Source organism: Anabaena sp. PCC 7108 (genome assembly GCF_000332135.1).
In the GTDB taxonomy this organism is placed as follows: Bacteria; Cyanobacteriota; Cyanobacteriia; order Cyanobacteriales; family Nostocaceae; genus Anabaena.
The window spans coordinates 2357645-2375408 of record NZ_KB235896.1 but is presented as its reverse complement, the minus strand read 5'-3'; the positions used below and the strand labels follow the sequence as shown (position 1 = coordinate 2375408).

At 39.2% G+C, this 17764-nt stretch carries 7 protein-coding genes; all 7 read right to left on the bottom strand.

Annotated elements, in window-relative coordinates; all coding sequences use genetic code 11:
• Positions 1–348: 348 nt before the first annotated feature.
• Complete coding sequence (locus ANA7108_RS0111510; RefSeq protein WP_016950941.1) at positions 349–1140, bottom strand: SDR family oxidoreductase; 792 nt, start codon at positions 1138–1140, stop codon at positions 349–351.
• A gap of 83 nt (positions 1141–1223) precedes the next feature.
• Positions 1224–2741: a thioester reductase domain-containing protein gene (locus ANA7108_RS0111505; protein WP_016950940.1), complete on the bottom strand. Its 1518-nt coding sequence runs from the start codon at positions 2739–2741 to the stop codon at positions 1224–1226.
• A 2-nt stretch (positions 2742–2743) separates the two neighbouring features.
• Positions 2744–4414, bottom strand: coding sequence for a PfaD family polyunsaturated fatty acid/polyketide biosynthesis protein (locus tag ANA7108_RS0111500; protein WP_016950939.1), 1671 nt, complete (start codon positions 4412–4414; stop codon positions 2744–2746).
• A 121-nt stretch (positions 4415–4535) separates the two neighbouring features.
• Positions 4536–7880 carry a type I polyketide synthase gene (locus tag ANA7108_RS0111495; RefSeq protein ID WP_016950938.1) on the bottom strand — a complete coding sequence of 1115 codons (3345 nt, stop codon included), beginning with the start codon at positions 7878–7880 and terminating at the stop codon, positions 4536–4538.
• The gene (locus tag ANA7108_RS0111490) at positions 7880–9238 is read right to left on the bottom strand and encodes a polyketide synthase (protein WP_016950937.1); all 1359 of its coding nucleotides are present in this window, start codon (positions 9236–9238) and stop codon (positions 7880–7882) included. The genes ANA7108_RS0111495 and ANA7108_RS0111490 overlap by 1 nt, the downstream gene beginning before the upstream one ends.
• A gap of 443 nt (positions 9239–9681) precedes the next feature.
• Positions 9682–11412 (bottom strand): SDR family NAD(P)-dependent oxidoreductase, encoded by a 1731-nt coding sequence (locus tag ANA7108_RS0111485; RefSeq protein WP_016950936.1) that lies wholly within the window; start codon positions 11410–11412, stop codon positions 9682–9684.
• A gap of 117 nt (positions 11413–11529) precedes the next feature.
• A complete protein-coding gene (locus ANA7108_RS0111480) occupies positions 11530–16932 on the bottom strand; it encodes a type I polyketide synthase (protein WP_016950935.1) in 5403 nt (1800 codons plus the stop codon).
• Between the last annotated feature and the right edge of the window lie 832 nt (positions 16933–17764).

The window sequence follows — 17764 nt, the reverse complement described above, 5'->3', positions numbered from 1 at the left end:
ACAGCATACAGTTTGCTATGTTACTAACTGCTCTATCTCCAGATGTAATTGTTTCTTACCGGAGACGATGGCAACAAGGATACCACGGGCATCGCCAGAAAGCACCAGTAAATTAATACTTTTGATCAGGATAATTAATTATAGTTGATACTTACTCTGATTCCAAAGATGGGAGTACAAAGTTTCAGCGAATTGACTTATTTAATACAGTACTTGTATTTAGGGTTTATGAAAAAAGCGCATCTATGGCTATGCAATGCAAGTTATTATACTGATTTATTATAAGCAAAAAAATAAGTCCGTGTATAAGGACTTTATTAATTTAGATACCATTGATAATCACCTAAACTACTTATCTTCCTGCATTATTCTCACAACTTTTGTCACCAGATTTCTAGGAAAAAATCTGACACTTTTAGCCAGTATTTTATTTAAAAGTCCGGGAATAACAATCGTCTTACCTCGCATTAAAGCATCATAACCAAGCTGGGCAACAGTTTGAGCATCCATCATTTTCTGACCCTTAACCAGCTTAGAATCTGCCATTCCTGTTCTTTCATGAAATGCAGATACGGTTGAACCTGGACAAAGAACTGTCACCGTCACACCAGTTCCTTCTAATTCATTAGCGATAGCTTCAGAAAAAGATAAAACATAAGCTTTAGTTGCAAAATAAACCGCCATTAAAGGACCAGGTTGAAAAGCAGCAGCGGAAGAAACATTTAATATTTTGCCCTGACCTTGTTTAACCATCTCTTTGAGAAATAACTTAGTTAAATGGGTAAGACAAACTAAATTTACCTGTAACATTTCTAATTCAATACTCAAGCTTGTTTCATTGAATAAGCCATAAGTACCAAATCCAGCATTATTGACTAGGACATTAACTTTGATCTCAGCTTGTTGTAGCTCAGTAAAAATTTCTTCTGGCGATGTTGATATAGATAAATCTTTAACAAGAATCTTAGGAAAAACTTTGAACTTTTGTTGAAATTCAACATCTATTTCTGCAAGTTTTAGTCTATTTCTATCGACCAAAACAAGATTGTAATTTTTGGAGGCAAAAATACAGGCTAATTCGTAACCAATTCCACTAGCTGCCCCAGTAATCAGAGCAGTTTGTTTGTCTTGTATATTCATGTCAAAATTTTTGTGAAATTAGCCGGAAATACTGGCATTTCAACAGAGTAGGGTGAGCAATGCCCACCCTGTTTACTTAATAACTAAGCAAGACTCAAGAAACCAGTTTGAACCAAATAGGAAGTGTAAGTCATCAATAATTGTGAGTCGAGTGGTGGACAAACAATCGCAGTACCAGCTAGTGCTTCTAGAGTTTCTTGGCAACTAATAATCGGTCTTCTGGCTTGCAAATACAAATCGGGAATAGTCAATTGTTCATCAGACCAACGCTCTAATAAGAATGGTCTTAGGGTGTACAAAGGATTATCAGCAGAAGTGACATTATTAATTAAATCAGCTTGCCACTGTTCATAGGGAACCATCTTAATTGAAAAACCAAATGAGCGTACCCAATCAACTAAAGATGCTAAAGATGCAGGTTGAGGATGTTGTAAGTGAAAAGCCTTACCAATGGATTTTTGTTGACGTGATAAATAAACAATAGCTTTGCTGACATAATCAACAGGAGACATATCCAACATATAATCTACATCAGGAAAAGATCCCATTTGTAGACAGCCTTTAATCATCAAATTGATAAAGTCATGGGTATTACAAATACCAGTAGTGCTATCTCCAGAAATCAAAGGTGGTCTGTAGATAGTGATAGGAAGCCCCCGACTACCGGCAATTTTTACTAACTTTTCAGATACCCATTTAGTTTGTGAGTAGCCGAGGAAAATGCCTTCCCAATCATTAAAGTCTTGTTGTTCTGTAACTACCTTGCCAGCATAAGCAGTTGATTCAAAAACAGCCACACTAGAAACGTAATGAACAGGCTTTACTTTGGTTTTACAAGCCAAGCGTAAAACTTCCTGAGTTCCCAAAACATTAGCAGTTTTTAAAGCTGAATATGGATAAACATAATTCAGCATAGCCCCACTATGATAAATAGTATCAATATTAGCTGCTAAGGTTTGGAACTGTTCTGCATCAATACCTAAAAGTGGCTGTGCTAAATCACCTACAATTGGGATAATTCGGGAGCTATAACTATCATCCCAAAGTCCATATTGTTGGAGATTATTTTCTAATTTGCTTTTACCTTCTACAACATCAGTTGCACGAACTAAGCAATACATATTTGCTTGAGTTTCTTGCAAAAGTCCTTTGATGATAAAAGCGCCTAAATAGCCCGTACCCCCAGTTAAAAAGATATTTTTGGGGTCGCTAATAGATACCGGAGAATTACCAACCGGTTGGATAGTGGGGTCGAGGACAACTTCAGCAGCTAAATCGAGGAAAGGAGGAGCAATATTGACATTAGCAACTGTTTTACCTTCAGAATCTTTAACCTGAGATGTATTCGGTACTTCTTCAGATAACCGCTGGGAAAGTGAAGCAATAGTTGGGTAATGCCAAAGTAGAACAGGAGAAGGTTTAAATCCTAGTAATTGTTCTAATTTACTGATAATAATCATGGCTTGGGCAGAATCCAAACCATAATTTTCTAAATTTTCTTCAACATCAATTTCATCAGTTGAAGTGGAAATTACTTCAGCTAAATTAGTCACCAGAAATTTTTGAATATCTTCAGCAGAATAAGACGGTTTTAAATTCATCTTTACATCTCCAATGTAGACCGAACTGGGTGATATTGACCGTAGTAATTGGGTATTTGCAATCCCTGAATTTTTAAATTTTGGACGCGGTGTAGAAAAGCTGTCCCTTTCATAATTTGATTAGCGATATCGACTACATGACGATTATTTGGTTCAGTTAAATATGAACCTCGCACCCAGTCATTAAAGCCACCCATAGCGGGACCGCACCAAATTTGATAATCTACCTCTCTACCTTTTTCACCAGAACTAGACCAACGGGAAGATAATCCTAAATACCAGCGAAAAATCAAAGCCATTTTGAGTTTAGGATTATTAACGGCTTTACCTAATTTCTCTGGATTTTTTTGGGATAAATAAGCAGCAGTTCCTTCCCAAACTTCAGCGAGACTTTTGCGGAAGATTTGTTTTTCTAATTTCTCTCTTTCCGCTACAGGAATATCTTCAATTGAGTCATAACTGCGATATAATTCATATAATTTCTGCGCTCGCATGGGGAACATTGTTCCACGTTTGAGAACTTGCAATTTGACTCCCATTTCAAACATATCGGCGGCTGGAGCCATAATCATATCCGCCATTTCTGCTTGAGCTAATAACTTTTTGGTATGTTCAGAAGCTCCAGATTCAAGACAAGATTGATTAATTGAACCAGTCATTACATAAGCAGCACCCATCATAAATCCAGCTAAGGCTGATTCTGGTGTGCCAATTCCTCCAGCCACTCCCACTCTAATGGGTGTTGTGTAATGATATTGTGCTTGAATTTGATCTCGTAAACTAATAATTGAAGGTAGCAAACAAACTAAAGGACGATTATCTGTATGACCACCAGAATCAGCTTCGACGGTAATATCATCAGCCATAGGAACTTGGCTGGCTAGAGTTGCTTGTAACTCAGTTATTAGTCCTTGCTGAATTAATTCTTTTAGGATTCTAGCCGGTGCTGGTTGCATAAATTTAGTTGCAACTTCGCGGCGAGAAATTTTAGCAATGACTTTATTTTTGATTTCAACTTGATTAGAACTATTTAAACTTAGCCCAGATACACGATAATAGACGATGTTAGGAGTTAAGTCTAAAAATGCTGAAGCTTCTACAGTTTTTACTTCATAATTGAGGTATAAATCTACAGCACGACGTTCAATAGTAGGTTCATTAGGACTGTGAATTAAATTAAAAGCATAAGGTTTATCAGGTAAGGCTTGTTGAATGCGATTAATGGCTGCTTCTAAACGGTCTGGTGTTAAACCACCTGCACCAAAAGAACTTAAAATGTTTTCTTTTCCTAGTGCAATTACCATTTCTTCGGAAGCAATACCACCTGCCATTGCACCAGTCACATAGGCATATTTCACACCATAAGTAGTGAGAAAATTGGGGTCGCCAAATTGTTGTAGGTGAATGGGTGGAACTGAGATTAAAAGTTCTGCTTGTCCTATCGAACCGTTATCAGCAGGTACTAAATACCCATCGTTAGTAACACCAATTTTGCCACCAACTCTAATAATATAACAAGGTTTATCTGATGCCAGCAATTTATCTTTGATGGCGCTTTGCTCAAAGGAGATACAATCTAAGGAACCTTTCCAAATTTGTTTTTGATTTTGAGACCAAGAAAAAAAACTTAGCCCATTATTATGTTGATTTCGTACCGTCTCTACAGTTGTCACGGCAGTTATTCCTCAAGTTTTAAGCAATGGATATGAGATGAAGAATTTAGATCACGCAAAGACGCAGAGACACAGAGAAGGAGATTTGATGTTTCTGCGTCTCGGTATGATAAATACTTGATTAAGTTTCTTCGTTGAGCAAGTTTTGAGCGCAGGTTAATTGCAGTTGAATGATTTCGCTCATTTGCTTACTGAAGTCTTGTCTGGCTTCTAAAAAACTGATGTGGGCTTTAGTCAATTTGGAATTATTGATACTCAGTTTTTGATACTGATGAGTTTTAAAATCATTCATGCTAATTGTAGATTTAGAGTCTTGAATGAGTTGAGTAGTTGGCTGTAAAGTGGCAGTTAACTCAGAAGATTGTACTTCTTCTCTAGATTCAAAACAGTTATCAATGATAGTTTTCATCGCAATGCTTTCTGGCTGAGAATTAGTTGGTGTTATCGGCTGAGGGTAAATGTCACTAGGGCTAATTTGATTATTACCCTGGAGAGAATTAATGATTTTATACTCTCGGTAATTAGAAAGATTTGACTGCTGCTTTTGAGAATTGCTATGGGAGAAAAGTTTGCGGTTTTCGTCACTCAATATGGCAGTAGTCATAGAATTACCACCTAGGGTAATTTTTTTCAGCGTTGCTCTATTTTGATTGCCAGTTTTTGAGGATAAGTTGTAGAGTTGATTTAAGTTCAAATCCACTCGATGACTGAGCAATTTTGCTAGTCCTTTGACAAGTGATGTATGGTCATCCATACCGCGACGATTTAGGGATACTGTGAGGTGTTCTTGGTTGCCAAGAATTTTATCTATCCAGCGAGAACATACACCACCAGCACCTGCTTCAATAAATATTCTAGCTCCATCTGCGTAGACACGATTAACTAAGCGGGGAAAATCGAGTTGTTGAGATAATCCTTTAGCAATGTTATGAGCAATTACTTGACTATCAAGTGTAGTTGGTTGATACTCAGCGGCAGAATAAAAGGTAATACCGGGAATTGTTTGCGCTGGTAAAGTGTAGAGTTTTTCCAATTCTTGCGCTTCTGATTGCATTGTTTGACAATGAATCACATGATCAAAAGGTGCAGGAAAAGCGTTACAACCAAGCTTTTTAATTACTCGCTCACAAGCAGCAGGTTCACCAGCAATTAATACTTCTTCTGGTGTATTAATCTGAGTTAAGTAGACGCGATTTTCATCTTTTAAACATTCTTTGACCTGGGTAGGACTGGTCATGAGAACGTAGTTACTCCAGAAATTATTATCAGAAGTTGAGGATGCTTTTGGTAGTCCCCAATACTCACGCACAGCATTTTTGGGGCCTGATAATCTATCACCAAATAAAGCTGAGGAATTAAAAGTATGACTGACTTCATAAAAATTGCTCCACACCCCTTGAGCAACCATCATACTTGTTTCACCTAAACTATACCCAAAGATATATTTAGGTTTAACTTGAAAATCTTGGCTGATAATTGTCGTGATCATTCTGGTAAAAAGCACTTCGGCTTCAAACATAGCCAGAGAATCATCAAACAATTTCTTTTCTAGAGTTTCTAGTTGTCGTGTTGACAATTTGCTCAAGCTTCTGGGAAAAACAAGTAGTTCCACATCAGCAGCACGTTTGTAAAGACTTTTGATGATTAAGTCATCGAAGGATTTGGGGAAAAGACGGAATAAAGTCCGCCCCATGCCCACATAGGAATTAACTGCGGCAGGATAAATATAGGCAATTTCTCCATTTTTACCAAGTGGTTTTGGTGTAAAATAACTACCAAGAGGAGTTTGCCAATCTGTACCTTTTTCAAAGGCAAGATTTACACCTTTACGCGCCGAGTTAATTTCTTTGAGTAATTCTTTGTGGTTGCGTCCGGTAATAGATAAGGCATATTTAGCATTTTTATGCTGCTGAAATTCCACAAAAGTCTGACTTGCAGTAGCTTGAAGATGATCAGCATTTTCAATGTTTTGTTGCAAATTATCTAAACCTGCAAACAAAGTGGCATAATCATCAGCAGCGATAGGGAAAAGATAAAAAGGTCGTGATTCTAAATAGCGGCTAACTCGTTCTTCTTGATGGGTATCTTCTGATAAAATTACATGAGCAAAAGAGCCATCACAGCCAATACTATTAATAGCGGAAATTCTACATCTACCTTCTTTTGGTGAAAACCAAGGTCTTGATTCGGTAGCAACATAAAAGGGACTACCTTCCCATACTTGCGGTGTTTTTACACCAGACCAATTGGGGGTTCCGGGAATATATCTATGGTAGAGACTGAGGGCAGTTTTAATTAAGCTGGCTATTCCCGAAGCGACAAAGGTGTTACCAATATTGGCTTTGACGCTACCAATGGCGCAGTGTAAACCGTTACCGACGGGGGGATAAGCTTGGAGGATGCCGTTAATTTCGGCTTCGTCTTCTGCGGGAATTCCAGTACCGCAGACTTCCAGGTAATTTACCTCTATCGGTTGGATTCCTGCTTGTTGAAAAGCTTGTTTGCAGACTTGGCTGATGGTTGCTTCATCTACAGCCATTGAGGCAGATTGTCCGATGCTGATACCGTCAATGACTGCATAGATGCGATCGCTATTTTCCAAAGCTGTATCATGACGTTTGAGGATAACTGCACCTGCACCTTCTCCCACAGTCCAACCGTCGGCGTTTTGATCAAAACTTAAGGTATTGATACCTGTATTTACTTTTCCGAATTGACTGCGGAGTAAGACATTTTCCACACCACCGGCTAAGTCAACAGCACCAACAACAACTGCGTCTACTTCATTTGTAGCTAATAGCATTTGTGCGATTTCTAAAGCTTTAAAAGCCGCAGTTTCTACAGAGCTAACAGTGAATGATGGACCAGAGAAATTCCACAATGAAGAAATGCGACTGGCCATAATATTGCCGACATAGCTAAGATATTCACCCAAATCAACTTGGTGGTGAATACTATCTTTAACTATGGTTTCTAGTTGGGCAATTTTTTCAGGAGGTAAGGCAATTTCCGCAGCATTTAAACCGTCTTTAACTTGCCAAGCTGAATTCCAACGTTGTTGTAGTTGGTGTACAGATAATTCTGTGTCCGCAGCGATAATTACCGCTACATTACCACCTTGGGGTATTTTTGCATCTTGGAGAGCGCGATCGCACACTTTCAATAATAAAAGTTGTTGCGAGTTGAGTTTTTCAACTTCGTTAGGGGGAATTTTGTAAGCTAAAGTATCAACTTCAAAGTCTCTAATATATGCACCTTGGGGAGCTTTTCCGGCTGCTAAACCGTACTCTTGCAGTAATGTTTCTTGCTCATTAATACCATGCCATCTTTTTTCTGGCAGGGGAATAAAATGCTGCTTTCCGTCGTAAATACTGCTCTCAAAAGCATCTAATTCTTGACATTCACCGAAAAAGGCATCCATGCCGACAATTGCCATTTTTGCAGTCATATTTTCTTGAATACTCATTAGCTGACTTCCCCCTGTTCAAGAATTAAATGAGAGTTATTTCCACCAAAACCAAATGCACTTAAAGCTACGTACTTATTTCCTTTACTCGGCCAAGGTGTGGCAGTTCTGACAATGTTTTGAGGCGAAATCACATTATTTTCAGAACCCACTGGTTCAGTGACATTTATAGTTGCAGGAATAACACCATGAGACATACTTAAAATCGTCTTTGTTATCCCCACCATGCCAGCAGCAACGAGTAAATGACCGACGTTATTTTTAGTTGAACCCACTAAAGGTTTTGCTTGGTGTTGACCAAAAAAACCTTCAACTGAGTTGCATTCGGTGGTATCTCCCAACAGAGTGCCGGTAGCGTGACACTCTAAAAAATCAATTGCTTGGGGGTTAAGTTTAGCCTCAGCATAAGCTCTTTGATAAGCCGTAGTTTGTCCTTGAGCATTAGGACTGAGGAGATGCTTACCTTTACCATCATTAGATAGACCATTACCGCAGATTGTGGCGAGAATTTTGTCTCCATCTCTAACAGCATCACTGTAGCGTTTGAGCATTACCATTCCGATACCTTCGGAGGTAATTAACCCGCGTGATGCTTGATCTAAAGGACGACTAATACCGTTTTCTGGATATCCTTGAATACCAGAAAATAACATTCTCACAAACAATGGATCTGAGCAACTAATAGCACCAGCTAACATCAAATCAGCTTTGCCAGATTGCAGATAATAAGATGCTAATTTAATGGCATAAAATGATGATGAACAGGCAGCATCTATACAGCAATGAGTTCCAGAAAGAGAAAATGCACGGGAAATTATAGCAGCAGGTAAGCCGCTGACCATCGCATTATATGGAGATGCTTTTGCGGCAGTGAATGACCCACCTAAACGGAAGTCTTTTTCCTGTAAAAGTTCACCAATTGCAGGTTCAATAGTTTGCTGATAAATAGGAGCAAATAATTGATTAGATGCTTTGGTTGGGAAAGCGAGAGTTCCTAAAATTACGCCACATTTTGAAAGAGCAGATTGATTTCCCCAATAACCACTGTGGATAATTGCCTGTTTAGCGGCATACAGTGACCATTTAAAACTATTATCCAGACTTTGAACAAATGTTGCAGGTAAATTATACTCACTAGCGTCAAAGTTGAAATTGCGGATAAATCCACCTTTTTGAAAGTAAATTTTTTCCGTTTTCCCCTTATTAGCATCGTAAAATATAGCGGGGTCTACTCCCAATTCGGCAACACTTACAGATGAAGTTGAGTCTTTTTCTGCGCTGAGATTCTGCCAAAACTCGTCAGGATTATTAGCATCTGGAAACAGGCAAGATAACCCGATAATCGCTATTTTCTCCACTGTTGAAATCCTCGTTGGGGCATAAGACGTTAAGGAAATTTTTATTTCCTAAGTTTTTCAGGATTTACGCTATTCCCCCAATCGGCAAGGATTAACAACTTTCGCTGTTATTATGTAATACCGTTTCTTTGTGAAACTACACTAAACACTCTTACTTAATCTTTCATTTCTTCTCTTCGCGTCCTTTGCGTCTTCGCGGTTCGTTTTTTAGTAGGTTGGGTTGACGTTAGGAAACCCAACATTTACGGACTTTTGTTGGGTTGCACTGTCGCTTAACCCAACCTACAAAAACTACACTAAACACTCTTACTTAATCTTTCATTTCTTCTCTTCGCGTCCTTTGCGTCTTCGCGGTTCGTTTTTTAGTAGGTTGGGTTGACGTTAGGAAACCCAACATTTACGGACTTTTGTTGGGTTGCGCTGTCGCTTAACCCAACCTACTATTACTTACGATTAAGCATTTTCATAGGCCAAATAACTGCTTTTGCTCCGAGAATACGTGAATATATTTGTCCTTCACGATTATGGATTAAGAAATTAGCATTTATGCCAGTATCGGTTTTGCTAATAATTTCGCAAGACACATAAAAAGGTACATTGAATGGAACATCTACAAATTGTTCACAGTATGTTAATTGTCCTGGTAAACAAACTTCTTGATGAAAATGATTTAACCATAGCCATAGAGTTTGAGTACTCAAATCAATTATGTAGGGATTGTGCCATTTAACGGGGAATTGTCCTTGTTGTTTGGCTGTAATTTCTTGCCAACAACATTCGGCTGTCAGTTTTTCTGGACTAATATTTAAGACTTTAGTAATTTCCTGGAATGCTGGGCCATGAAATAAGGATAAATCTCCATTTTGATAAAAACCTTTACCTGTGGTGGTGACAATGTTATCTTCGCGGAGATCCACTGATTCATAAATAGGAGCATCTGGAAGTTCTCGCACTATTTTAATGAGAGCGCTAAAATGATAATGAGTTTTTCCTTCTGGAGTTTTACTCAATATCTTGGTTTTAAATTCAACAAACTTACCATCACTTTTAGAGACTTCTTCTATTTCTAGAAAATGTTCATGAGCTAAGGTTGAGTTAAAAGTAATTCCTTTCAAAACTCGGAATTCTTGACAACTGAAATATCTATAACCTGGATAAATTTCTTCACAACCATTAACCATCCAAGATTTAGCACAGGTTGCTGGTAATACTGGAGAGCCGGCAATTGTATGATCATACAAAAATGGATTTTCTGCTAATGTCATCCGTCGCCGAATGCGATAGCTTCGCAATTGTGAATCTAAAGGCATGGCGGGTGGAATCATCGTGCTACCAATGACAATTTGTGTATTATCTTGATAAGCGGGGTGCAGTTCATTAACTAACATTTGTGTACCCACTTCTAGGGGAATAATACTAATTCCTCTTTCCGCAAATGCCTTTTTCAGTTGTGGTGTCACCATACCACTATCCCAACCACCCCAATTAATTGCCACTACATGACATTGAGGATGAGATTGTTTGATGAGGTGGGCTGATTTGTTGAGAATTTCGTTAGCGATAGCATAATCACTTTGACCAATATTCCCATAAAAACCTGTGACAGAAGAAAACAAAACTAAATGCTGTAATTGCTGGATATTAACGCAAGCGAGTAGATTTTCTAAACCCTGAACTTTTGCGGTGTAAACTTTTTCAAAATCTTCTGATGTTTTCTTTTCAATTAACTTATCAGCTAAATTACCAGCACCGTGAATAATGCCTGTGATTTGACCAAATTTTTGAGCGACAGCGCCGAGTTTGGCTTTCAAATTTACGGTATCTGTAACATCAACACTTATATATTCTGCCTTTGCACCTGCTGCTTCAATAGCTGCCAAGGTTTTATTAATTTCTCGGCTAGAATTAATATCATTAAATATTTTTTGTACCATCATGGGTGTTGGTTTCTCACCTTGAGAAATCAGATTTTCCATGATGCGTTTTTTCAAAGCTGAATCTTCTAAACAATCACGAGTATATTCTGGTTCTGTGGTGATTTCAGAACGACCAAGCAGAATAAATTTACAAGGTTGGTTTTGTGCTAATTTAATGGTGCATTCAGCAGTGATTCCCTTGGCTCCACCACTGACGATGAAGACAGATGATGGATTAATTTGCAGTGTTGTTGTCATATTTCAACTTTATAATTGATTTGTGTTGATGAATAAGTTTATGAATGTCTCACGCAGAGGCGCAAAGAGGAAGAGAGGAGTTTTTGAGTAGGGCAATTTATGAATTGCCCCTACTGGTTATTCGGGTTTAGCTATGAGGGTGACTCTTCCTTGAGAACTATAGCCAACTTCACCTATATATCTGTTGGAATCATGCAATTCGGCAACTATATATTCTGCTGATTGGTGAGGATCTAAGGAAGGTTTTAAGTCAATTGCTCTTAAGAATACTTTTGGCCATTCCCATCTCAAGCTTTTGGTTAATCCAAATAATCCTGCACCGATAACTCCAAAGTTTTCTTTGTGTTCTAACCCAAATGCTCCGTCAAGATGGGCTACTGTACAGAAGCTTACTCTTCCTTCTAAATCAGCGGCTGTGTTCAATGTTGGTTTGAGATGTTTGGCCATCAAGAACACTTGTTTGACTATGGCTTTTTCTGTTTCTAGATAGGAAATTTTACCTGTGTTTTCTGTGTTGAATTGAGGATGAAGATGAATGAATGCCCCAATTTTTCCGTGTTGAGTAGTTATGCTTTGTAATAGTAGTTGCAGATGTTGTTCACTCATATTGGCCATGGTGACGCGGCTAACACCTAGGGGTAATGGCAATTGTTGAGGAACTAATGTTTGGGGGAAACTCAAAACTACTACTTTCCAACCTTGTTCAACTAGTGCGTGAGCTAGTTTGGTGGTGGTGAGGGAACCATCATCAGTGATTAAACTAATGTGTCCCTCTGGTAATTTGCATTCCCAAAAATCAGGTCGTGGTAGGCTTTTTAGTTTTACAGGACGACGGGGAAGATTTGGGTCTACTGTTGGTGGTGGTGTTAAATCTACTGTCTGTGGGAGGCTAAGAGGACAGGGAGACCCCAGAGGGCGGGAAGACCCCGCCCCTACCGGGTGAGAATCAGGCTTTTTTTTTTCACCTCCCGCCAGCTTTTGGAGGTAGTCTACTATTTGCCCAATTGTTCGCAGGTCGCCTAATTCTTCTAAGTTAGGTTTGGGTAGGTCTGGGTATGTTTCTTGCATTGCACCCAGTATTTCTACCCGTTTGATGGAGTCAATCCCTAAGTCGGCTTCCATGTCCATTTCTAGTTCTAGCATCTCGACTGGGTAGCCTGTTTTTTCACTGGTGATGTTTAACAGGGTTTGTCCTAAGTCTGCGTATTCGTTGCTTTCTTCTGGGAGTTGGGGACTGGGAAGAGGTAATTCTTCTCCTGCTTCCTCTACTTTCTTCTCTGTCACCTGTAACCTGTCACCTGTAACCTGTTTTTCTTCTGTCACCTGTAACCTGTCACCTGTCACCTGTTTTTGCAGATACTCGACAACTTGACCAATGGTGCGTTTTTCTGCTAGTTCTTCTAAGTTTGGTTTGGGTAAGTTGGGGTATAGTTCTTGCAATCCTCCCAGAATTTCTACCCGTTTGATGGAATCAATTCCTAGGTCGGCTTCCATGTCCATGTCGAGTTCTAACATTTCGATGGGATAGCCTGTTTTCTCGCTGGTGATAGCTAGGAGGTTTTGACCTATGTCATCAATATTAATGTCGGTGGTTGCTGTTTCGGGAATTAAAGCTACAGGTGCTACTGGTTGAGGTTGAGTTTCAATAACTGGGATAGGTTCGGCAATTTCAGGAAGGGGAATTGCTTCTATTGCAGGTTCAACTTTGGTAATTACGGGTACAAATTTGCTGATTTCTGGTTCTATTACTGGCTGATTTTCTACAATTTTGACGGCAGGAGAAACAACTGGTTCCGCAATAGTTGGTTCTGGGCTGGGGGGCATTAACTCCCGTAGACTGTTGGTGTGTGTTTCTGTAAGTTGGGGTGGAATGACGGTTTGAGTTGTGTCTGTCCCAGCAATTAGTTGAGAATATTCTTGTTGAATGAGTTGGAAAAAGTTTTTGGTGTATTCTACTTGTTCTTGTAGATATTGTTCATGAATGCGGAGGGTTTCACTTTGTTGATTGTGAAACTGCATCATGCTACGCTCAAAGCTTTCTATGACAACTTGCTTGAGTTGGGCGGTTTCTGAAGATTGACTATTAATAAATAGGGCGTTTTGTTGTTGCATCAATTGGAAGAACGTTTTGGCGTATTCCATTTGATGATTCAGGTAAGTCCCGTGAATTTGTAAGTTATCACTTTGGTTGTGTTGAAATTGGTTGAGGAGGTTTTCTAGACTTTCTAAAACCTTTTGGAAGTTGATTTGTTGATTTGGTGTTTCCATTTTCCCTCCTGGACGCTCTGCAACTGCTTGGCGTGCTATGGGTAATAGTTCTGGGATTGCTTGATTTGAACGAAGTGCAGGAGTCATCTGAGGCTGTTGTGGGGTGCTAATTACAGGCGTTTTTTTGTGTCCGTTACCGTTGTGACCGTTGTTTGGTTTGGCTGAATTTTCTATGGGAGTTTCAGGACGAGGAGACTCTGAGAGGTGAGTAAGAGGGCGGGGAGACCCCGCCCCTACGGTGAAACCATCTTCTAAGGCTTCGGTGAAGGCGTTTTTGGTTTTTTCGGAAACGTAGTTAACACCGTTTAATTTGACGCTTAAGGTCTTTTTGGTGGAAGTTGGGGGGATAACTGGAAGTAGTTGATAGGGGTCGAGATTACCCAAAGCCATACCAATGACGCGCAGTTGGATTGCGGCTTCTCTGAGGGAGCGATCGCTATTTTTCTTGGCGCTGGGATTGAGGGAGACGGTAAGATGGGGGCGATCGCCTAAGATATCTTTGACTAAGTTGGTGAGAATCCGTTTTGGTCCAAATTCTACGAAGCAATAACCACCAGCAGCGTAGATGTTTTCAATCTCTTGCTTAAACATCACTGAACTGGAAAGATGTCCTTCCAAAACTCTTTGAATTCCTGATGGTTCTTGAGGATATTGTTTTCCAGTGACGTTGCTGAAAACGGGAACTTTGGGATTTTGGAAATCGACTGACTTAGTAGCGATCGCAAATGATTTTTGAGCAAATGCAATCAAAGGTGTGTGGAATGCAGCGGAAACTGGTAACAACACCGCCCCATAACCCAATTCTTCAAACTTTTGCTGTATTGTCTTAATTTCCGCCGTTGGTCCGGCCAGGACAACTTGAGTGGGAGAATTGAAATTAGCGATCGCCACCTGTGGAAAATGCCTCAGCACCGCTTCCACTTTCGTGATATCTTCTTTCACCGCTAACATACTACCCGCATCATGATCTGGGTCTTTTGGTGCAGCCATCGCTTGACCTCTAGACTTAACCAAGAACAAATAATCCTCCTCAGTTAATACTCCAGCCGCCCACAAAGCCGTTAATTCACCAAAACTATGTCCGGCGGTAAAATCGGATTTAAACCCAGCTTGTTGGAAGATAGAATACAAACCTGCACTAAAAACCCCAATCGCAGGTTGAGCATATTCAGTTCTTTGCAAAGCTGCAATTTGAGCAGTTTTTTCCTCTTCTGCAAAAGTTGGATGGGGGAAAACAATTTCCGAAATTGGCTGCAAATTATCCTTAATTAACAGACCATCCATTTGTCCATACAGACGACGCAAAGCTGGGAAATTCATCACCGCTTCTCTACCCATTTCTAGGTATTGAGAACCTTGTCCAGAGAATAAAGCCACAACTTTTCCGCCCAATTCCATCCCAGAAGCACGGTAATAAATACCTTGAGGATGTTCCCAAGAAGTTGCTGACGGCTTATTTTTGAGTAAATCAATACTAACTTTCAGCAACTTACAAGCTTCTTGCAAATTCTCAGCGATGAAGCCAATTCTCGCTGTGTTTTGGGGAATAGTTACAGCTTGTGATGTTTGGATTAATTGAGAGTAATGTCTCTCGCCCTCGTTAGATTGCAAATCATTAAATGTTGCTTCTAACTTATTAATTAATTCACTGGAATTGGCAGCAAATAATAACATTTCACTCGCGGCATTATGTAAACGATAAGCCTGTTGTTGTTCCGCTTCGTATTCTTCCAAAACTACGTGATAATTAGTCCCACCAAAACCAAAGGAACTCACACCAGCACGTCTTGGCGCTTCGCACTCAGCCCGAATCCAAGGTCTAGTTTCAGTGTTTAAATAAAAGGACGAATTTTCAATATCTAGCTTCGGATTTGGTTCAGTAATATTGATAGTTGGTGGTAAAATCTTGTGATGTAAAGCCAAAGCAGTTTTAATTAAACTTGCTGCCCCTGCTGCGGCTTTTGTATGTCCAATTTGTGATTTTACACTACCCAATGCAATATGCTGTTTCTTGTTGTCATGCTGAGTAAAGTAATCTCGCAAAGATCCAAACTCTGTAGGATCTCCAGCCATTGTCCCTGTACCATGTGCTTCCATTAAACCCACAGTCGCAGGAGAAAAACCAGCATCATTGTAAGCACGTTCTAAGGCTTTCACTTGTCCTTCTTTTCGAGGAGCATAAATACTTTTATAACGTCCATCACTAGAAGTACCAATACCTTTGATAACGGCATAGATTTTATCACCATCTTTTTCGGCATCTTCAAGACGTTTTAACACAATCATGCCGATACCTTCACCTAACATCATCCCATCAGATTTAGCATCGAAAGGTTTGACGTTTTCGCTAGGAGTAACAGCAGGAGTTTTGCTAAAAGAAATGTAAGCCATGATGCTGTTGTCGGTATCTACACCACCAGTCAGCATCATATCGCTACGATATTCAATTAGCTCGCTAATTGCCATTTTCAAAGCCCCGAAGGAACTCGCACAAGCCGCATCAACTACGCAATTTGTACCACCAAAGTTAAGACGATTAGCAATTCTTCCCGCTACCACATTTGCTAACATTCCAGGGAAAGCATTTTCATCCCATTTAATATAAGCAGTTTTGATTTTATCGACAATTACTTTAGTGTCTTCGTCAGATAAACCACTGCTTTTGAGAACTTTTTCCCAAATCGGATATTCTAACCTTGCAGATAATGGTATTCCTAATTGCTTCGCTTGCGCTACACCTAATATTACTCCCACATTCTCGCGGTTAAATTCACGAGATTCACTATAACCAGCATCTTCCATTGCTTCTTTAGCAACAACTAAACTTAATAGTTGCGATACATCAGTAACTTCTAAAATGCTAGGAGGGATACCAAATTCCATCGGATTAAAATCAACTTCGGGGATAAATCCACCGCGCTTACAATAGGTTTTATCCTCTGGAGTTCTGGGGTTAGGGTCGTAGTAATCTTTGACGCTCCAATGTGTATCAGGAACATCGGTAATACAGTCGGTTTTATTAACAATATTATGCCAGTATTCTCGCAGGTTTCTAGCATTTGGTAATAAAGATGCCATCCCAACAATTGCTATGGGATTTTGTTGCAGTTGTCTATTAATTTTGTTGGTCGATACTAATGTTTCTGATTTCATTTGTTTTTCCTCTATAAACCTAATCAAATCCTTTTCACAACTGTTAATCAGGCTCTCTAACTCCGACAAGGCATTATTAATTGAAGAAACAGATCTCATGGCATAGACTAATCTTGAGTACTGTGGATTGTTGAGCTACAGTAATTTCTGTTGCTTACAAATAATGAAGCTATCTCTTCTTACCAGCAGTTAGCTATCCTATCTGCGTAAGGAATAAGGGTTTTTCTATCAACACCATACAGTGAATACCGTCTTGATTTCCTATCCAGATAATTGGCATTTTTGGTGTTTTCAGGCAATTTATGAACACTATAATCCCGAAAAAATACTATGCCGTCTTCCCTTTTGTGCCTTTTTTTAGCAACATTATGGGTAAAATTTACAGCATAATTGCAATGCACAGATAGTCCGTAAAATTTACTAAAAAATACACAAACAAGTCTTGATATTGTAGCAAATGGTAAAATATTCTAGGTGTACTTTAGGTAATAAATTGGTGAATTGCATCCCAGATTAATAGTGAAGATTTCGGCGATTTTATCCCACTGGAACCAGAAAAACTGAGGAGTAGTGATGAAAATAGAAATGTGTTTTTCTCTCGCACCATTTAGATAATCTAGCTTGACTACAGCAATGCTATTAGTGTTAATCCTAACATTCTGTATTTTGATCAATACCATAGCTAGTTTCACTGTGTAGGATAATATATTTTATGCTATTCGACCAATAAAAGTTGCTAAAATTGTTACAAAAAGAGCAACACCTTTAATCTAAATTCATGGAACTTGAAAAAATGCTTAAACTTATTACATCTGATTAGCGCCTAGTTAGGTTATGGTATTTTTTGCTTTTTCTCAATTAATTACCTGACTATTTAGTGGCTTTTTAGCCTTGAATTAATAAAAAGAATAGCACGGCTTAGAGAAATTGA